This is a genomic window from Streptomyces sp. NPDC017246 (genome assembly GCF_044331325.1).
Taxonomy (GTDB): Bacteria; Actinomycetota; Actinomycetes; order Streptomycetales; family Streptomycetaceae; genus Streptomyces.
Genome location: NZ_JBIRMW010000008.1, coordinates 273,626 through 291,795, shown reverse-complemented (window position 1 = coordinate 291,795; position 18,170 = coordinate 273,626). Strand labels below are relative to the sequence as shown.

At 71.7% G+C, this 18,170-nt stretch carries 15 protein-coding genes and 1 pseudogene; 8 read left to right on the top strand and 8 right to left on the bottom strand.

The window, feature by feature from the left end:
• Positions 1-8: 8 nt before the first annotated feature.
• Complete coding sequence (locus ACH4MY_RS20960) at positions 9-221, bottom strand: hypothetical protein (RefSeq protein WP_398005127.1); 213 nt, start codon at positions 219-221, stop codon at positions 9-11.
• A 190-nt stretch (positions 222-411) separates the two neighbouring features.
• Here ACH4MY_RS20960 and ACH4MY_RS20955 point away from each other — a divergent pair.
• Positions 412-633: pseudogene (locus ACH4MY_RS20955) on the top strand (GNAT family N-acetyltransferase); the annotation flags it as partial.
• On the opposite strand, the gene ACH4MY_RS20950 reads toward ACH4MY_RS20955, so the two are convergent.
• Together ACH4MY_RS20950 and ACH4MY_RS20945 are read right to left on the bottom strand one after the other, a co-directional pair.
• Positions 599-1,066, bottom strand: a complete 468-nt coding sequence (locus ACH4MY_RS20950) for a carboxymuconolactone decarboxylase family protein (protein WP_398005125.1) — start codon at positions 1,064-1,066, stop codon at positions 599-601. The pseudogene ACH4MY_RS20955 and the gene ACH4MY_RS20950 overlap by 35 nt on opposite strands.
• Before the next feature lie 111 nt (positions 1,067-1,177).
• Entirely contained in the window at positions 1,178-1,918 is a 741-nt protein-coding gene (locus ACH4MY_RS20945; RefSeq protein ID WP_398005123.1) for a GNAT family N-acetyltransferase, read from the bottom strand.
• Between the two features lie 112 nt (positions 1,919-2,030).
• Here ACH4MY_RS20945 and ACH4MY_RS20940 point away from each other — a divergent pair, with 112 nt between their 5' ends.
• The 4 genes from ACH4MY_RS20940 (at position 2,031) to ACH4MY_RS20925 (ending at position 7,552) form a co-directional block, all read left to right on the top strand.
• A complete protein-coding gene (locus ACH4MY_RS20940) occupies positions 2,031-2,681 on the top strand; it encodes a hypothetical protein (protein WP_398005121.1) in 651 nt (216 codons plus the stop codon).
• Positions 2,682-2,814: 133 nt separating this feature from the next.
• A complete protein-coding gene (locus tag ACH4MY_RS20935) occupies positions 2,815-3,645 on the top strand; it encodes an LLM class F420-dependent oxidoreductase (RefSeq protein WP_398005119.1) in 831 nt (276 codons plus the stop codon).
• A 71-nt stretch (positions 3,646-3,716) separates the two neighbouring features.
• Positions 3,717-6,302, top strand: coding sequence for a bifunctional FO biosynthesis protein CofGH (locus ACH4MY_RS20930; protein ID WP_398005117.1), 2,586 nt, complete (start codon positions 3,717-3,719; stop codon positions 6,300-6,302).
• 131 nt (positions 6,303-6,433) lie between these two features.
• Positions 6,434-7,552, top strand: coding sequence for an ADP-ribosylglycohydrolase family protein (locus tag ACH4MY_RS20925; RefSeq protein WP_398005115.1), 1,119 nt, complete (start codon positions 6,434-6,436; stop codon positions 7,550-7,552).
• On the opposite strand, the gene ACH4MY_RS20920 is transcribed toward ACH4MY_RS20925, so the two are convergent.
• Both ACH4MY_RS20920 and ACH4MY_RS20915 read right to left on the bottom strand, forming a co-directional pair.
• Positions 7,537-9,099, bottom strand: coding sequence for a sodium:solute symporter family protein (locus ACH4MY_RS20920; protein ID WP_398005113.1), 1,563 nt, complete (start codon positions 9,097-9,099; stop codon positions 7,537-7,539). The genes ACH4MY_RS20925 and ACH4MY_RS20920 overlap by 16 nt on opposite strands.
• Positions 9,100-9,263: 164 nt before the next feature.
• On the bottom strand, positions 9,264-10,046 hold the full coding sequence (locus ACH4MY_RS20915) for an SDR family oxidoreductase (RefSeq protein WP_398005111.1): 783 nt from the start codon (positions 10,044-10,046) through the stop codon (positions 9,264-9,266).
• Positions 10,047-10,163: 117 nt separating this feature from the next.
• Here ACH4MY_RS20915 and ACH4MY_RS20910 point away from each other — a divergent pair, with 117 nt between their 5' ends.
• Positions 10,164-10,997, top strand: coding sequence for a hypothetical protein (locus ACH4MY_RS20910; RefSeq protein WP_398005109.1), 834 nt, complete (start codon positions 10,164-10,166; stop codon positions 10,995-10,997).
• 159 nt (positions 10,998-11,156) lie between these two features.
• Here the strand turns inward: ACH4MY_RS20910 and ACH4MY_RS20905 are convergent, their stop codons facing one another.
• From ACH4MY_RS20905 to ACH4MY_RS20895, 3 genes are all read right to left on the bottom strand, one after another.
• Positions 11,157-11,357 (bottom strand): DUF397 domain-containing protein, encoded by a 201-nt coding sequence (locus ACH4MY_RS20905; RefSeq protein ID WP_266892984.1) that lies wholly within the window; start codon positions 11,355-11,357, stop codon positions 11,157-11,159.
• Between the two features lie 190 nt (positions 11,358-11,547).
• Positions 11,548-12,408 carry a helix-turn-helix domain-containing protein gene (locus tag ACH4MY_RS20900; RefSeq protein WP_398005107.1) on the bottom strand — a complete coding sequence of 287 codons (861 nt, stop codon included), beginning with the start codon at positions 12,406-12,408 and terminating at the stop codon, positions 11,548-11,550.
• Between the two features lie 227 nt (positions 12,409-12,635).
• Positions 12,636-13,334, bottom strand: coding sequence for a GPP34 family phosphoprotein (locus ACH4MY_RS20895; RefSeq protein WP_395361108.1), 699 nt, complete (start codon positions 13,332-13,334; stop codon positions 12,636-12,638).
• A gap of 194 nt (positions 13,335-13,528) precedes the next feature.
• Here ACH4MY_RS20895 and ACH4MY_RS20890 point away from each other — a divergent pair, with 194 nt between their 5' ends.
• Together ACH4MY_RS20890 and ACH4MY_RS20885 are read left to right on the top strand one after the other, a co-directional pair.
• Entirely contained in the window at positions 13,529-16,078 is a 2,550-nt protein-coding gene (locus ACH4MY_RS20890) for a serine hydrolase (RefSeq protein ID WP_398005105.1), read from the top strand.
• Positions 16,079-16,202: 124 nt separating this feature from the next.
• Entirely contained in the window at positions 16,203-18,158 is a 1,956-nt protein-coding gene (locus ACH4MY_RS20885; protein WP_398005103.1) for an MFS transporter, read from the top strand.
• Positions 18,159-18,170 lie beyond the last annotated feature (12 nt).

Here is an 18,170-nt window from a genome sequence, read left to right as displayed (position 1 = left end):
TGTAGGGCTCAGCGCTTGGGGAGCAGGCGCTCCACCGCCGCGTTGGCGGGCGGCAGGTCGGGAGTGCCGGCCGGCTTCGCCTTCGGCGTCAGGACGCCGCTGAGCGGCACCACCGAGGGCAGGTTCACGCCGCCGGTGTCGGCGGCCGCGGTTCCGGCGGCGGACAGGCCGCCGGTCGCGGCGAAACAGGTCAGGGCGACTGCGGTGAGCATCTTCTTCATGACCGCACCAACGCGGACGGCACGGATCCGGTTACGACTGCCGGCGAGACCCCCGGCCGCAGCACCATGGAGGCTCCCTACGATGCGTACATGTATAGGGAAACGAACTGGTCGCTGCGCCCGGGCACGGCAGCGGACATCGAGGTCGTCGCCGAGCTGAGGGCGGCCGTCATGCGGGACGACCTGGCGGGGCCTCGGGACGGCGGTGCTCCGGGAGCTCCTCGCGCGGGCGGACGAGGCGGCGGTCCCGGTGCGCCTGGTCGTGCTCCAGGGAAGCGACGCCCGCCGTCTCTACGAGCGGGAGGGCTTCCGCTACGAGTCCGAGGACCCGGTGGACGTGCTGCTCGTGCGCGAGGCCCCGGCCGTCGCCGCGCCCGTCACAGACCGGCCCCGGCCGGCTGGCGGACGGTGACGTTGATCCGGTTGAACAGATTGGTGACGGCCACCATCAGGACGATCGCGGCGAGCTGCTTCTCGTCGTAGTGGTCGGCGGCCTCGTCCCAGATCTTGTCCGGCACGGCGTCCGAGGTGTCCGCGAGCCGGGTCGCCGCCTCCGCGAGCGCGAGGGCCGCGCGCTCCTCGTCGGAGAAGTACGGGGCCTCGCGCCAGGCGGCGACGGCGAACAGCTTCTCTTCGCTCACGCCGTTCTTCCTCGCGCTCTTCGCGCCGTAGTCGACGCAGAACCCGCAGCCGTTGATCTGGCTGGCGCGCAGGTGCACCAGCTCCAGGGTGGCCTCCGGGACGCCGCCCTCACGGGTGGCCTTCACCAGGTTCTGGATCGCCGGGCCGGCGCCGGGGAGGACATGGGCGGGGTTGGTCATCCGGGGGGTGATCTCGCGGGCCATGGTGATCGCTCCTCAGCGTCTCTCGGTGTGCGGTTCCGGTTGCCTTCACCGCACTGACGGAGCGGACGCGGAGGGTGTGACAGCCTCCGGGAACTTTCTTCCGGGAGTCCTCTACGCCTCCGCGATGAGGGCGGTGGCGACCGTACGGAAACCGAGCCGCCCGTAGAGCCGGGCCACGTCCGCGTCCGAAGCCGACAGGAACACCAGCTCCACGCCACGGTCCCGGGCGTCCGCCACCAGCGCGGCCGTGACCGCGAGCCCCAGACCCCGGCGCCGGGCGTCCGGGACGGTGCCGACGCCGACGACCTCGGAGACGGCGTCCACGGGCTGGTGCTGACCGGCGGAGAGGGCGCTGCCCGAGGCGTCCAGGGCGGCGGCCAGACAGGTGAGGCCCGCCGTGATCCGGTCGGCGACCCGGGTGACGTCCCCCGGGGAGGGCTCGGCGCCGAAGGCCGCGTACGGGGCGGCGACCGCGCCCGGCAGCGCGGGATCGCCGGGGCCGACCACCCGTACCGTGACGCCCTCGGGCTCCGGCACCGCGAGCCCGGCACCCTCCAGGACCATCAGCGGATGCTCGTGCACGGTGAGCCCGCTCGCCTCCACGGCCGCCCGCAGCCCCGGCGTCGTCTCCGCCACCCACTCGAAGGCCTCCGGCGCCCCCAGCTCCCGCTGCCGCGCCCGGACCCGGTCCACGTCGGCGGCCGTCACCTCCCCGCCGTACCCGAGCGCGGGCCGCGCGTAGTACGGCCAGCCGTCCCCCTCCCTCACGAAAAGGGTCAGGGGCCCGAACTCCTCGGCGCGGGCGGAGGAACGGGGGACGGCGTCGTAGTACGTCTCGATTCGCTTCAGCACGCGGGCCACGGTAGGCGGCGGGGCGGCGGAGCGCCCGGAAATTTCGGCCGCGACGGGAACCGCGCATGGCATGATCCCGTCACTTCCTGCACGATCGGCGGGGGAGACGACGATGAGCGGAACGCACACATGCCCGGGTTGCGGGCAGAACGACCGCGTACAGGCCGTGCCGGCCGTGTACCTCGGCGGACGGGACACCGTCATGAGCCGGGAGCGGGACTCGGACGGAGACATGCGGACCGTGACGCGGACGGCGACCACGGGGCTCTCCGAGGCGCTCGCGCCGGCGCCGCGACCGCCGGCCTACACGATCGGCTGTCTCGGGGTCCTCGCCGCGGCCGTCGCCGTCGGCACCTTCCTGGGCGGGGCCATCGCCGGGAAGTGGTTCCAGGACGAGCCCGCCGACGAGCCGCCCGTGCCGAACGGGTGGTACCCGCAGGACGTGCCCGCCGAGCCGCCGCTCGCCTACGGGTTCCTGGCCTGGATCTCGGCGTTCGCGCTGCTCGCCGCCGTGCTGGTGTTCACACGGGTGTACCGGCGCAAGGCCCGCTTCACCCGGCTGATGCGCGGCCGCCACCGCGCCGCGGAACTCTGGTCGCGCGGCTGGTACTGCCACCGCTGCGGCACGGTCCACTTCGTGGACGTCCCCGGCGAGGACCGCCGGCCGCTCACCCTCCAGGGGTTCCGCGAACGGGTCTGGGAGCACGGCGGATACGGAGACCTGGCGGCCGAACAGCGGGCGCTGGCAGCGCTCGACGACTGACGGCGCCCGACGACTGACCGCGCCCGACGGCCGGCGGATCCCGTGACGGCGGGCCGGCGGCCGGGCGGCCCGCCACCCGTTTCACCGCGCCGCACCTCTCGGAAATCAGGGCCGTACGCCCTACCGTGCCGCTATGCGGATCTCGACCACGATCTTCCTGACCGACGAGACCATCACCCCCGTGCGGCTCGCGCGCGAGCTCGAACAGCGCGGGTTCGGCGGGCTCTACCTCCCCGAGCACACCCACATCCCCGTCGCACGGGACACGCCCTACCCGGCGGGCGGCGAGCTGCCCCGCGAGTACGGCCGCACCCTCGACCCCTTCGTCGCCCTCGGCCAGGCCGCCGCCGTCACCGGGCACCTCACGCTCGGCACCGGCGTCACGCTGCTCGCCCAGCACGACCCGATCGCCCTCGCGAAGCAGATCGCCACGCTCGACCACCTCTCCGGCGGCCGCTTCACCCTCGGTGTCGGCTTCGGCTGGAACCGCGAGGAGGCCGCCGACCACGGCGTCGACTGGTCCACCCGCCGGGACCTCGGCCGCGACCGCCTGAACCTGATGCGAGCCCTCTGGGCCCCCGAACCCACGGCCCACGAAGGCGAGTTCGGCCACTCGGTCCGCCCCTCGGAGGCCTGGCCCAAGCCGACGGGCGGCGCACCGCGCATCCTCCTGGGCGGCGCGGCGGGCCCGAAGCTCTTCGCCCAGATCGCCGCGCAGACGGACGGCTGGATGCCGATCGGAGGCCGGGGCCTGACGGAGTCCCTGCCGGTCCTGAGGGAGACCTGGGAGAAGGCGGGCCGCGACCCGAAGACCCTCCAGCTCGTCCCGTACGCGGTCCACCCCAGCCCCGGCAAGCTCGCCCACTACACGGAACTGGGCTGCGAGGAGGTCGTCCTCCAGCTCCCCCCGGCGAACGAGACGGAGGTCCTGCGCACTTTGGACGAGTACGCGCAGTACCTGTGATCCGCCGGTGACGGGCGGCCGCGAAGCCCCGTCCCAACCTTCTCCCACGCGCTCGCTCGTATGCTCGTTTCATGACGGATGACCAGGAAGCTCGCCCCACCGCGAACGCCATGCGCCGTGCCCTCAAGCGGGCCAGGGACGGGGTCGCGCTCGATGTGGGTGAGGCGGCCGTGCTGTTGCGGGCGCGCGGGGAGGATCTGGCGGATCTGGTCGCGTCCGCCGGGCGGGTGCGGGACGCGGGGCTCGCGGCGGCCGGGCGGCCCGGGGTCATCACGTACTCCAAGAGCGTGTTCATACCGCTGACCCGGCTCTGCCGGGACAAGTGTCACTACTGCACGTTCGTCACCGTCCCCGGCAAGCTGCGGCGGGCCGGGCACGGGATGTTCATGTCGCCGGACGAGGTGCTCGACGTCGCCCGGCGCGGGGCCGAGATGGGCTGCAAGGAGGCCCTGATCACCCTGGGCGACAAGCCCGAGGACCGCTGGCCCGAGGCGCGTGAGTGGCTCGACGCGCACGGCTACGACGACACCGTCGCGTACGTCCGGGCCATGGCCATCCGGATCCTGGAGGAGACCGGGCTGCTGCCCCATCTCAACCCGGGCGTGCTGTCCTGGACCGACTTCCAGCGGCTCAAGCCGGTCGCCCCGTCGATGGGCATGATGCTGGAGACCACCGCCACCCGGCTCTGGTCGGAGCCCGGCGGTCCCCACTACGGGTCCCCCGACAAGGAGCCGGCCGTGCGGCTCAGGGTCCTGGAGGACGCCGGCCGTTCGTCCGTCCCCTTCACCTCGGGGCTGCTGCTCGGCATCGGGGAGACCCTGGAGGAGCGGGCCGAGTCCCTCTTCGCGCTGCGCCGCGTCTCCCGGGCGTACCACTCGATCCAGGAACTGATCATCCAGAACTTCCGCGCCAAGCCGGACACGGCCATGCGCGGCATGCCGGACGCCGAGCTCGACGACCTGGTGGCCACCGTCGCCGTCGCCCGGCACATCATGGGGCCCTCCGCCTGTCTCCAGGCCCCGCCCAACCTCGTCGACGCGGAGTACGAGCGGCTCATCGCCGCCGGGATCGACGACTGGGGCGGTGTCTCCCCGCTCACCATCGACCATGTGAACCCCGAGCGGCCCTGGCCGCGGATCGAGGAGCTGGCCGAGAAGTCCCGCGCCGTCGGCTTCGAGCTGCGCGAACGGCTGTGTGTCTACCCCGAGTTCGTCACCCGGGGCGAGCCCTGGCTCGACCCCAGGCTCCTCCCGCACGTCCGTGCCCTCGCCGACCCCGGGACGGGGCTCGCCAACCCCGAGGCGCCCGTGCGCGGCCTGCCCTGGCAGGAGCCCGACGAGGCGTTCACGGCCACCGGCCGCACCGATCTGCACACCACCATCGACACCACCGGCCGCACCCACGACCGGCGTGATGACTTCGACGAGGTGTACGGCGACTGGGAGGCGCTGCGGGAGGCCGCCGCCCCGGGCATGGTGCCCGAGCGGGTGGACTCCGACGTCCGCGAGGCCCTCGCCGTCGCCGCCGACGACCCGACGAGGCTCACCGACGCCCAGGCGCTCGCCCTGCTGCACGCCGACGGGCCCGCGCTGGACGCGCTCACCCGGATCGCGGACGACGTCCGGAAGTCCGTGTCCGGCGACGACGTGACGTACATCGTCACGCGGAACATCAACTTCACCAATGTCTGCTACACCGGCTGCCGTTTCTGCGCCTTCGCCCAGCGCCGTACCGACGCCGACGCGTACACCCTCTCCCTCGACCAGGTCGCGGACCGGGCCGAGCAGGCCTGGGAGGTCGGCGCCGTCGAGGTCTGCATGCAGGGCGGCATCCACCCGGATCTGCCCGGCACCGCCTACTTCGACATCGCGCGCGCGGTGAAGGAGCGCGTCCCCGGCATGCACGTGCACGCCTTCTCGCCGATGGAGGTCGTCAACGGCGCGACCCGGACGGGCCTTTCGATCCGGGAGTGGCTCACGGCCGCCAAGGAGGCCGGGCTCGACTCGATCCCCGGCACGGCCGCCGAGATCCTCGACGACGAGGTCCGCTGGGTCCTCACCAAGGGCAAGCTGCCCACGGCCACCTGGATCGAGGTGATCACCACCGCCCACGAGCTCGGCATCCGGTCGAGCTCCACGATGATGTACGGGCATGTGGACCAGCCCCGGCACTGGCTCGGCCACTTCCGCACCCTCTCCCGCATCCAGCAGGAGACCGGTGGTTTCACGGAGTTCGTGACCCTCCCCTTCATCCACACCAACGCGCCCGTGTACCTCGCGGGCATCGCCCGCCCCGGCCCGACGGCCCGCGACAACCGCGCGGTCATCGCGATGGCCCGGCTCCTTCTCCACCCGCACATCCCCAACATCCAGACCAGCTGGGTGAAGCTGGGCACGGAGGGCGCCGCCGAGATGCTCCGCTCGGGCGCCAACGACCTGGGCGGCACGCTGATGGAGGAGACCATCTCCCGGATGGCCGGATCGAGTTACGGCTCGTACCGCTCGATCCGCGACCTGGAGGCGATCGCGGAGGCGGCGGGCCGCCCGGCGAAGCCCCGGACGACCCTGTACGGCGAGGTGCCGGAGGAGCGGCAGCGCACGGCGCGGGCGTCGGACGGCCACCTCCCGGAACTGCTGCCGGTCCTCCCCGCCGAGTGAGGCAAGGTCCGGCGCTCTTCGGTCAAAAGCGGCCTGAAGGGCGTCGGATCACATAACGTTCTGGTCCCCGAACCGCCGTACCCGGTCGATTACAGTGCTGCGCAGACCGGTCTACGGGGGGAGGGCACGTCGTGGCCACGACAGCCGCGGCCGTGTGGGGCCGCGCCGAACAGCAGGACTTCCGCGCCCGCGTACGGGGCTGTCTGCTCGGCGGAGCCCTCGGCGACGCGCTCGGCGCCGGCGCCGGCGGACTCGGCCTCGCCGAGCTCCGGGAGGCCCACGGACCTGACGGACTCACCGAGCCCGTGCCCGCCTTCGGCCGCCGCGGCGCCGTCACCGCCGCGACCCAGATGGGCCTGTTCACCGTCGACGGCCTGATCCGCGCCCAGGTCCGCCGCGACACCGGCGCCTGGCACCCGCCCACCGACGTCCACCGGGCCCATCTGCGCTGGGCCGCGACCCAGCGCGACTGGGGCCCCGACGAGCGCCGCAAGGACAACGGCTGGCTCGCCCACGAGGAGTGGCTCTACGCCCGCCGCAACCCGCCCCGCGCCTGCCTCACCGGCCTGGGCGACGAGCGGCTCGGCACCCTCGACAAGCCCAAGAACCCGGAGGCCGCCGACTCCGGCGCCCTCGTCCGCTCCGCCCCCTTCGGGCTGCTCGTCGGCTGGGAACCGCAGCTCGTCTGCCAGCTCGCCGTGGAGTGCGCCGCGCAGACCCACGGCGCCCCGGCCGCCGGACTCGCCGCGGGGGCCTTCGCCGTCGTCGTCCACGGCCTCGCCCGCGGCGGCTCCGTGGAGGCCGCCGTCGAGCGGGCCCTGGAGCAGCTGGCGGAGCGCGCCGGCCACGAGCCGGTCACCGAGGCGCTCGGCCGCGCCCTCGGAGCCGTACGGGAAGGGGTTCCCGACCCCGAGCGGGTGGCCGCCCTCGGCGCGGCCGAGGACCGGGCCGAGGGGCAGCTGGCGGCGGCCGTCTACTGCGCCCTGGTCGGCGAGGACGTACGGCACGGGCTGCGGCTCGCGGTGAACCACGACGGGCCCTCCGCGGTGACCGGGGCGCTCACGGGCGCGCTGCTCGGCGCCCTGCACGGCGAGACGGCCCTCCCGCCGGCCTGGCTGGCCGAACTGGAGGGCCGTGCGACGGTCCTGGAGCTCGCGGACGACTTCTCGATGGAGATGACCCAGGGCGCGGCCCTGCACGGCCCCGAGGAGTCCTCGCCGGGCTGGCTCGCGCGTTACCCGAGGGGCTGATCGGCGGCCCGCTCGGGACCGCCCTGGGCGGGCACCCGGGCGGCACCGGTGCCGTCGCCGTCCCCGTCGCCGTCCGAGCCGATCCGGTCCAGGAGCGCGTCCCGCTCCGGGGTGTCCTCGGGCCGGATCAGACCGATGAGGACGTACAGGACGAGGGACGTGGCGAGCGGCGAGACGATCTGGATCTGGAGCTCGATGCCGTCGAGGCCGTAGTTGGTGAGCCAGAAGACGAAGAGTCCGGCCGCCCAGGAGACCAGTGCCGCGGTCGGGCCCGACTTCCGGAAGGTGCGGAGCAGCCCCAGCATGAAGGGGATCGCGATGGGCCCCATGAGCCCGGCGACCCACTTGATGACGACGGTGATGATGTCCTTGAAGGTGGGGGAGTTGACCTGGGTGGCGACCGCCATCGACAGGGCGAGGAAGGCGACCGTCGACCAGCGGGCGGCGAGCAGTCCGGCCTGCTGCGTCCAGCTCCGGGCGGCCTTGCTGAGGGCGGGGGCGATGTCCCGGGTGAAGACGGCCGCGATGGCGTTGGCGTCGGAGGAGCACATGGCCATGGTGTGCGAGAAGAAGCCGACGACGACGAGGCCGAGGAGGCCGTGCGGGAGCAGCTGCTCGGTCATCAGGGCGTACGAGTCGGAGGCGTCGGGCTTCTTCGGGTCGACGAGCAGCGGCGCGACCCACATGGGGAAGAAGAGGACGAGCGGCCAGACGAACCACAGCACCGCGGAGAGCCGGCCGGAGCGGGTGGCCTCGCGGGCGTTGGGGGTGGCCATGTAGCGCTGGGCCTGGTTCCACATGCCGCCGCTGTACTCGAAGGTCTTGATGAAGAGGTACGCGAGGAGGAAGGTCAGGGTGTACGGGCCGGCCGTGGGCGCGGTGTGGCCCTGGAGCTCGGGCCGGTCCCAGACGGTCCACAGCGCGCTGAAGCCACCGAGCTTGCCGAGGACGGCGACGAGCATCGCGACGCCGGCGAGGAGCTGGATGACGAACTGGCCGAGTTCGGTGAGGGCGTCGGCCCAGAGTCCGCCGACCGTGCAGTAGACGCCGGTGACGACGCCGGTGATGAGAATGCCCTGGTTGAGGGAGATGCCGGTGAAGACGGAGAGCAGGGTGGCGATGGCGGCCCACTTGGCGCCGACGTCGACGATCTTCAGGAGGACGCCGGACCAGGCGAGGGCCTGCTGGGTGGGGAGGTTGTAGCGGTCCTTGAGGTATTCGAGCGGGGAGGCGACCCGCAGGCGGGAGCGCAGCCGGTTGAGCCGGGGCGCGAAGAGATGGGCGCCGATGGCGATGCCGATCGCGATGGGGAAGGACCAGGTGACGTAGGAGGTGACTCCGTACGTGAAGGCGATGCCCGCGTACCCGGTGAACATGACGGCGCTGTAGCCCGACATGTGGTGGGAGATGCCGGAGAGCCACCAGGGCATCCGGCCGCCGGCGGTGAAGAAGTCGGAGACGGTGTCCACGCGCTTGTGGGACCAGACGCCGATCGCGACCATCACGCCGAAGTAGCCGATGAGCACGGTCCAGTCGAGACTGTTCATGGAGAGCCCCCTCCAGGGGTCTGGTCCGCCTTGTGAACGCCGTTCATGGTGCGGCGAGTTGCAAGGCAGGGACAATGCAATGGAGGGTCAAGGGGCAGTAAAATCGTTCTGTTTACTGACCCTTGTTCATATCCATGAACTTGTAGGGGCGGCTCGGAGTGGGGTCAGCGCATCAGCTCACCCGCGTTGACCAGCAACGACTGTCCCGTGATCGCCCGCGCCCGGTCCGAGGCCAGGAAGACCGCCGCCTCCGCCACGTCCCCGTCCGTCGCGAGCTCCGGCAGCGCCATCCGCTCGGTGAGCCGGGCGAGCACGTCCGCCTCCGGCACCCCCTCGCCGTGCGCCGCGAACCGGACGTACGCCTCCACCGGCGGCCCCCACATCCAGCCCGGCAGCACGGTGTTGACCCGGATGCGGTGCGGCCCGAGCTCGTGCGCCAGGGAGTACATCGCCGAGGTCAGCGCCCCCTTCGAGGCCGCGTACGCCGCCTGCCGCACCTGCGAGGGCGAGGCCACCGCCGACTGCGTGCCGATCAGGACCACCGAACCCCCGCGCTCCTTGAGCGCCGGCAGACAGGCCCGGGTCATCCGCAGCGTCCCGAGCAGATTGACGTCCAGAACCCCCTGCCAGGTCGCGAAGTCGGCGTCCTCGAGGCCGCCGAAGTAGGAGTCCCAGGCGGCGACGTGGACCACCGCGTCGACCCCGCCGAATCGCTCGACCGCGAGCGCGGCGAGGGCCTCGCACTGCCCCTCGTCGGTGATGTCCGTGACCCGGTACGCGGTGCGGCCGCCCTCCGGGTCGATCTCGGCGGCGGACTTGGCGAGGTTGGCCTCGGTGCGCGCGCCGAGGACCGCGTTGCCCCCGTCCCGTACGACCGTCTCGGCGACGCGGCGGCCGAGACCGGCGCCGACGCCCGACACGACGACGGTCTTCCCCTGGAGCAACATCCGGACCCCTCTCGACGTGACCCCGGCCCGGTCCGGAGTCCTGTGTCCCGGCCCTGGCCAAGTATCTGACGGTCCGTCAGAGTAGGTCTCCGTCACCGACATGGGAAGGGGTACGAAGTGAGCGAGGAGACCCGCAGCGAGACATACGCGGAACTGGCCTCCGTCGGCCCGTACGGGGTCCGCCCCGGCCACGCGCTGATCACCATGGTCGAGCCGCACCCGGGCCACGAGTACGCGTACAACCGCTGGTACGAGGACGACCACTACTACGCCGGAGCCATGGCCATGCCCTGGATGTACGCCGGCCGCCGCTGGGTCGCCACCCGTGAACTCCAGCAACTGCGCGGCCCGGAGAAATCCGCCGTCGCCCGCCCCGTCACCGCCGGCTGCTACCTCTCCACCTACTGGATCACCGAGGGCCGCTACGACGAACACATGAAGTGGACCGTCGGCATCAACAAACGGCTCAACCGCGACGCCCGCGTCCACCAGGAGCGGACGCACGTCTTCACCGCCTTCCAGGACCACGAGGCGACCGTCTACCGCGACGGAGCGGCCGGCCCGCGCGACTTCCACGCCCTCGACCACCCCTACGCCGGGCTGATCCTCCAGGTCGTCGACACGGAGGGCCCGGAGGAGCGCGCCGCCCTCCTCGAACGCCTGCGGAGCAGGGAGCTCCCCCGCCGCCTCGCCGGCTCACCGGCGGCGATGGTCACGGTCTTCCGCCCGACCCCGCTGCCCGGCGACCGCATGACGTACGTGAAACAGGTCGAGGGCGTCGACACCCGGCTGACCCTGCTGTGGTTCCTGGAACGGAACCCCGCCGAATGCTGGACGGAGCACTTCGCCGACCTGGAAACCCTGGGCGGGGACGACGGACGGGTGGAACTGGTCGCGCCGTTCATCCCGACGGTCCCGGGAACGGACCTCTACGTCGACCGGCTGCGGTAGCGGGTCCGGGAAAGGCCGAGCCCCCTCGGCCAGGACGGCGGACCGGTCGAGAGGGCTCTTTCGTCACGCTGGTGGTGCTGGTTCTGCTGCTCCTGCTGCTCCTGCTGCTCCTGCTGGTAACGCTGGTGGCGCGTGCGCCGACGGATCGAGCGGCGGGGCTCAGAGAGCCCCGTTGCTCACCTCTCCGACGAAGGCGTTCCACGATCCCGGTCCGAAAGAGAGGGACGGTCCCTCGGGGGCCTTGGAGTCCCGCACCGCGATCGCGGCCACGAGGGGAGACTTCACTTCGACGCAGGCCCCGTTCCCTCCGGAGTACGAGGACTTCGTCCAGGTGTCGGTGCCACCCTGAATAATCGCCATGCTGCTCAGCTCCGGTTCTGCCAGTGGTGTGTCGCGCCAACGTTCTTGCCGGCTTGATCGACGCTACTCGCCGGCCCCGTCCGGTGGGACCGGCGTTCACACGTCCGAGTGGCATATTCCAACTGAGCTTCCGTGGGAGCGAGTACGCGGTGTACGGTGCCTGCCCCGCTGCCTTTGCGAGCGCCCAGGATCAGCCCCTGGCGTGCTTCTTCACCATCTCCGAGATGAAGTCACGGGTCTGCTCGACGTTCAGCGCCTGCGCCCTGAGGTGCTCGTACATGACGCTGTACTTGCCCACGTCCTGCGCCTTCTCCAGGTACAGATCGCTCGTCACGCCCTCGATGTAGACGACGCTGGAGTCGGACGTGTCAGGGAACTCCAGGATCGAGTACTGGCCGCTGATCCCCGGATGCGCGCCCATCTCGAACGGGATCACCTGCACCGTGACATGCGGCAGATGCGACTGCTCGACGAGGTGCTCCAACTGCTCCACCATCAACTGCCTGCTGCCGACGATCCGGTGCAGCGCACCCTCGTCGATGACCGCCCACAGGCGCAGCGGACGCTCCTCGTCCCGGATCCGCTCCTGGCGGCGGGTGCGGACGGTGACCCTCTTGTCGATGTCCGCGGGCGTCGACTCCGGCAGCGCGCCGGAGATCACGGCCTCCGCGTAGGAGTGCGTCTGGAGCAGCCCCGGGATGATCTGCGGCTCGTACATCCGCAGGCTCTCCGCGTCCGTCTCCAGGCCGATGTAGACGCTGTACGGGATGTCGCCGAAGGCGTGCCACCAGCCCTGCTGGCGGGAGTCCTTGGCCATCTGCATGAGCGAGTCGACCATGCGCTCGTCCTCGACCTCGTACACGCCGCACAGGTCGCGCACATCGCGCTGGCTGATGGAGCGACGGCCGTTCTCCAGCCGGCTGATCTTGGACTGGGAGACGAGAAGACGCTCGGCGACCTGCTCGGCCGTCATGTTCTTCGCTTCCCGGAGCTTGCGCAGCTCCTGGCCCAATCGGCGTCGCCTGACGGTGGGGTTGACGTTGGACGCCACGGAAACTGCACCTCCGGCTGTCTGCTGCGTAGCTGTGAGTATCTACCGCTTGGCAGACTGCCACCAAAGGCCGGGTGTGCGCTGGGAAACGACCACAACGTATGCGCCGGGGAACACGGTCCCACCGGGCGTGACGCCGGAAAGTGAACGTGCGTGTGCGGGGCGGCCGTCCTGACCGCCCCGCACACTTGTGCGGCTCCCGGGTTGGTTCCTTGCGTGCGGAATGCTCAGTGCGCCGCCGCGCGGGCCATGTTGCCGCGAGGCTGCGCCGGGACACCCGCGGCGCTTCGGCGCGGCTGTGCCGCCGCGCCGTTCTGGACGTCCATCACGGCGTGTGCCACGAGTCCGCCCATCGGGTCGTGCCGGATCAGATCGCGCAGCCGGGACCGCGACGACCGTCCTTCGTTACCGGGGTAGAGGTGCTTCCCGAGTCCGACCGCGTGGGCCAGCGCGGCAAGCGCCGCGGTCCGCGGGTCCGGCGGTACGCCGGTGCGGATCGCACTGTCCAGCCGGGAACGGATCTCCCGACTGATCGCCGTTTCCGTCGCCTGGTAGCGAGTCGTCGGCAACACCCCGCACATCTGGCCCTCCACGGCATGCACCATGCCGCATCGCTCCAGATGCGAGAGATACGTCTGGCGAAGCCCCAGTCGGGGTCCGCCGATCCAGTGGACGGCCCGAACCGGGCTGCCACGCCTGCGCAGCAGCTCCAGTGCGGAGTCCAAGGTCGGATCTCCGGTCGGCCGTGGCATCACCACGGCGATACGATCCCCGTCAGGGGCTATCCGGCCTGCCAGCGCCAGCTCCACTAGCTGTGCACCGGCCAGGCCGAGGTCGAGCGACTGCGGCTGCGCTGTGGTACCCGTGGTCGGGTCCAGAGCGAGCAGCAGAAGCTCCTCCGGAATGGTTCTGCGGCTCCTGCCCATCCATGCCTCCCCGCGTGGATGAATGACAGGGTGACCCCTCTCACATTCATCTGTCGAGAGTGCCTGGGTGGTTCATCCGGGAACCAGTAGGTATGTCGTTCTCGTCTAGCACGGGAGCCAAGGGGTTCACACAGGACACTGGTACACGGACCGGTACATGGTCCGTACGTACGCATGACCATGGAGGAGGCACGGTGGCGGGCGAGTCCCCCGACAAGGCGGAGCAGCAGGGGTCGTCTCAGGAGACGACGGCCTCGGGCGGCGGCGGCCGGGATCCTCGGCTTTCCGTGCTCCGTGAGTCAGACGCCTCGTCGTCGGCTCCGGTTTCGTCGGTTCAGGTCGACCAGCCGACGGCCGTCTTCAAGACGCTGGCCCCGAGGGCCCCGGAGGACGACGCTCCGGCGGCAACGCCGGAGCCGGAGCCGAAGGAGGCTCCGGAGCCCGGGAGCGAGCGTCTGAAGGCCGCTGTAGCGGCTTGGGTGGCGACGGCGCCTGCCACGTCGGATGAGACGGAGGCGGAGGCGGAGAGCGGGGGCGAGGATTCCGCGGAGCGCGAGGCGGTCGAGGACGTCGCGTCCGTGGACGTCGCGGCCGAGGCGTCCGCTGAGTCCGCCGAGGACGAGTCCGAGTCCGAGCCCGAGCCCGAGTCCGAGTCCGAGTCGGAGGGGTCCGGCGAGGACGCGGACGACGACGAGGGCGAGCCGGAGGACGACGAGCCCGAGGCGGACGACGACGCGGACGAGGAGCCCGTCGAGGACTCGGTTGTGGACTCGGTCGAGGATTCGGGCGAGGACGCCGTCGAGGCGGTCGTCGAGAAGTCCGGCGACGAGCCGGCCGACGAGTCCGGCGACGCGTCCGACGAAGAGGCCGGCGGGGCGAAGGCCTCCACCGGGGCGGCGTCCGAGGCCGCGCCCGCGTCCTGGTTCGCGTCGCGGAAGCCGTCGGACGAGCGGAAGCCGGCGCCCGAAGAGCCCGCCGACTCCACCGGCCCTGACGACTCCTCCACCTCTGGCGACTCCTCCGGTCCCGCGGACTCCGCGGAGGACGACGGGGACGACGACCAGCCGGTCGACCAGCCGGTCGACCAGCCGGTCGACCAGCCGGTCGACCAGCCGACGACCATGTTCAAGGCGGTACGGCTGCCCACGGCGCCCCCCGTCGACCAGCCGACGACCGCGCTGAAGCTTCCGCCCTCCCTGGCCGCGGACTCCGACAGCGAGCGCACGAGCACCTTCGTACCGCTGCGCGCGGACATCCCGGCCGAGCAGAAGGCCCAGGAGGCCTCCAGGCCCCCCAGGGCGCCCGAGGTCCCGAAGCCCGCCGCGTCCGCCGCCCCGGCCCCCACCCCCGTCACGAAGCCGAAGCCGACGCCGGTCCCGAAGCCGACGCCGGCCGCGGTTCCGACGCCCGCTCCGGCTCTCACCGAGCCGGAGCGCACCCGGCAGCAGCCGCTGCCGCCACTGCCCCCGCTCGATCTGCTCGCCGAACTGACGAACACGCCGCCCCCGCCGCCGACCACGCTGCGGACGACCATGCGCCGGGTGCGGATCTGGACCCCGCTGGTCCTGCTCGTCCTGATCGTCTTTGCGATCGTGCAGATGGTCCGCCCGCTGCCCGCGCCCGTTCTGACGCTGTCGGCCGCGCCGACGTTCACCTTCGGTGGCGGTGAGCTGAAGCTGCCGTTCCCCAACGAGGGGCAGGGCGCCGTCGAGGTCGAGGGCGTCGGCTCGATGGGCACGTACGGGGCGCAGAAGCCGGCTCCGATCGCGAGCGTCACGAAGACGATGACGGCGTACGTGATCCTCCGCGACCACCCGCTCAAGGGGAGCCAGCAGGGCCCCGAGATCGAGATCGACAAGAAGGCCGCCGAGCAGGGCAAGGCGGAGCACGAGTCGACGGCGAGGGTCCAGGAGGGCCAGACGTACACGGAGAAGGAGCTCCTGGAGCTCCTGATGATCCCCTCCGCGAACAACGTGGCCCGGCTGCTCGCCCGCTGGGACGCCGGTTCGGAAGCCGCGTTCGTCGAGAAGATGAACGCCGCCGCGAAGGACCTGGGGATGACCCAGTCCACGTACACCGACCCGTCGGGTCTGCTCGACAGCACCGTGTCGACCCCGCAGGACCAGCTGAAGCTGGCGAAGGCGGTCATGCAGTACGACGTGTTCCGCAAGATCGTGAACATGCCGAACGTGACGGTGGACGGCCTCCCGGGCCGGATCGAGAACAACAACAACATCCTGCTCAAGCCGGGTGTGGGCGGCATCAAGACCGGCTCCTCCACCCCGGCCGGCGGCAACCTGCTCTGGTCGGCGAACACCGTCGTCGACGGCAAGAACCGCCGCATCCTCGGCATCGTGATGGGGGCCAAGGACGCCGAGCAGCTGGGCGAGAAGCTCCAGCTGGCCATCGACAACAGCTACAAGATCATCCAGCAGGCCCAGAAGGACGTCACCTCGGCCGCCGTGGTCCGCAAGGGCCAGGTCCTCGGCTACATCGACGACGGCCTCGGCGGCCGGACCCCGGTCGTGGCCACCAAGGAGCTCAAGGCGATCGGCTGGCCGGGTCTCCAGGTGAAGCTGGCGCTCACCGGCGGCGGCAAGGCCGTCCCGCACACCGGCAAGGCCGGCGACATCGTCGGCCAGGTGTCGATCGGCACCGGCGCGGGCAAGGTCAGCTCCCCGGTCGCGCTCCAGGCGGACCTGGTGGAGCCCGGCTTCGACAAGAAGCTGACCCGCGTGGGCTGAGAAGCCACCCGCTCGGCTGGGCGCCCCGGTTCTCCGGGGCGCCCTGCTGTTAGCGTTTCCGGGGGACGAGAATCGCGCGTGACACACGTGAGAAGAGAGACGGGCAGCACGGGAAAGGGCCGCAGTGACCACCGCCGAGCCGACACGCGCCGACCGCGCGGACCCAGATCCCGACTCCGCCCCGGACGGCCTCGGCCGCCCCGGAGGCCCTGAGGCCGGCTCCGCCTCCTCCACGACGGGGAACGGGGACGGGCGCGGCGACGGCGACCCGGTCGGCGTCGCCGAGGACCACTCTTCCCCTTCGCGAATAGTTCTTCCGGCGCAGCGGCCCGCCGCCGCGAACCCGGCGGCCCCGGCCGAGGCGGCCCCGCGGCGGAAGCGTCGCTACACCGTCATGGCCGCCACCGGACTCGCGGCCGTCACCCACATCCTGTGGTTCTTCTTCTTCGCGAACAGCGGCGGGGACCTGGCGGCACAGGACGCGTGGGCCGAGTTCGTCGGCCGTCACCCGGACTCGGCGTACAACCTGGCCTGGTACGGCGGGATGCACCCGGTCTCGTACAGCGTCGTGTCCCCGTACCTGATGTCCCTGCTCGGCGTGCGCAGCACGATGATGATCGCCGGGACGCTGTCGGCCGCGCTGACCGCGCTGATCCTGGTGCGGGTACGGGCGGTCCGCAACCCGCTCGCCTGCTCGATCGCGGGCGTCTTCGCGTTCCTCTGCAACGCCCTGTCCGGGCGGGTGACCTTCGGCCTCGGCATGATGTTCGCCGTCGGCGCGGTCGCGGCCGTGTTCTGCTGGCCGCACCGCTGGCGCCGCAAGCGCTGGCTGAAGGCCGCGGTGGCGGCGCCGCTCGCCGGCCTGGCGACGGCGTGCAGCCCGGTCGCGGGACTCTTCCTGGGGGTCGCGGCGGCGGCGCTGTTCCTGAACCGCCGGCGCCCGGGAGCGTACGCGCTGGGCCTGGCCCCGGTGGCGGTCGTCGCCCTGTCCTCCTGGCTCTTCCCCTTCTCGGGCACCCAGCCGATGGCCTTCGGCTCGACGGCGCTGCCGCTGCTCTTCGGCGTCCTGACCTTCCTCCTCGTCCCGAAGGACTGGCGGACGGTCCGTACCGCGGCGGCCGTGTACACCATCGGCACCCTGCTGACCTGGCTGATCGACTCGCAGATCGGCTCGAACATCTCGCGGCTCCCGATGCTCTTCGCGGGCGTCGTGCTGCTCGCGGCCCTGCCGTACACGGCACCGCGCTCCCGCCGCTGGTACGCGCTGCTGCTCGCCTTCGCCGGCCTGAACTTCTGGATCGGCTTCAAGGGCGTCGACGACGTCATCCGCACCGCCCCGGACGCCTCCTGGGCGCGCGAGCTCGCACCGCTGATCAACCAGCTCCAGGTCCGGGACGCGGGCAAGGCGCGGGTGGAGGTCGTACCGGCGTCCAGCCACCGCGAGTCCTCGGCGCTGAGCCCGTACATCAACCTCGCGCGCGGCTGGAACCGTCAGGCGGACATGGAGCGCAACCCGCTCTTCTACGACGACACCCTGAACGCCGTGAACTACCAGGAGTGGCTGGACCGCTGGGCCGTCCACTACGTCGTCCTGCCCACCGGCGCCCCCGACTCGGGCGCCGAGCAGGAGGCGGAACTGGTCGGCGAGGGCCTGCCCTACCTGGAGCAGATCTGGTCGGACGAGAACTGGCGCCTGTACGAGGTCGAGAACCCGACCCCCCTCGCGAACCCGCCGGCCGAGGTCCTGAGCGCGGAGGAGAACGAGGTGGTGATCCGCGTCGGCACCCCCGGCCGCGTCCTCATCCGCGTCCCGTACTCCCCGTGGCTCGCGCTCATGGACGCGGACGGCGGCAAGATCGAACCCCCGCAGGAGACGGAAGCGTCCAAGCTCGCCCGCGAGGAATCGGACACGGAAATCCCCAAGGCCTTCGCCAACGACGAGGGCTGCCTCTTCAAGACGGAGGTGGACGCGGAGGGCGACGAATGGACGGAACTGCTCGCCCCGAAACCGGGCGTCTACCGCCTGGCGGCCCCGTACAAACTCTCCCGCGGCACAGCCTGCCCGGAGGAACTCCGCTGACCCCACCCCCGG

What these genes read in the sequence shown, in the direction of transcription:
- ACH4MY_RS20960 (WP_398005127.1), bottom strand. Translation starts at nt 221, where the DNA reads ATGAAGAAGATGCTCACCGCAGTCGCCCTGACCTGTTTCGCCGCGACC.
- ACH4MY_RS20950 (WP_398005125.1), bottom strand. Translation starts at nt 1,066, where the DNA reads ATGGCCCGCGAGATCACCCCCCGGATGACCAACCCCGCCCATGTCCTC.
- ACH4MY_RS20940 (WP_398005121.1), top strand. Translation starts at nt 2,031, where the DNA reads ATGAGCGGAACGCACACATGCCCGGGTTGCGGGCAGAACGACCGCGTA.
- ACH4MY_RS20935 (WP_398005119.1), top strand. Translation starts at nt 2,815, where the DNA reads ATGCGGATCTCGACCACGATCTTCCTGACCGACGAGACCATCACCCCC.
- ACH4MY_RS20930 (WP_398005117.1), top strand. Translation starts at nt 3,717, where the DNA reads ATGACGGATGACCAGGAAGCTCGCCCCACCGCGAACGCCATGCGCCGT.
- ACH4MY_RS20920 (WP_398005113.1), bottom strand. Translation starts at nt 9,099, where the DNA reads ATGAACAGTCTCGACTGGACCGTGCTCATCGGCTACTTCGGCGTGATG.
- ACH4MY_RS20915 (WP_398005111.1), bottom strand. Translation starts at nt 10,046, where the DNA reads ATGTTGCTCCAGGGGAAGACCGTCGTCGTGTCGGGCGTCGGCGCCGGT.
- ACH4MY_RS20905 (WP_266892984.1), bottom strand. Translation starts at nt 11,357, where the DNA reads ATGGCGATTATTCAGGGTGGCACCGACACCTGGACGAAGTCCTCGTAC.
- ACH4MY_RS20895 (WP_395361108.1), bottom strand. Translation starts at nt 13,334, where the DNA reads ATGGGCAGGAGCCGCAGAACCATTCCGGAGGAGCTTCTGCTGCTCGCT.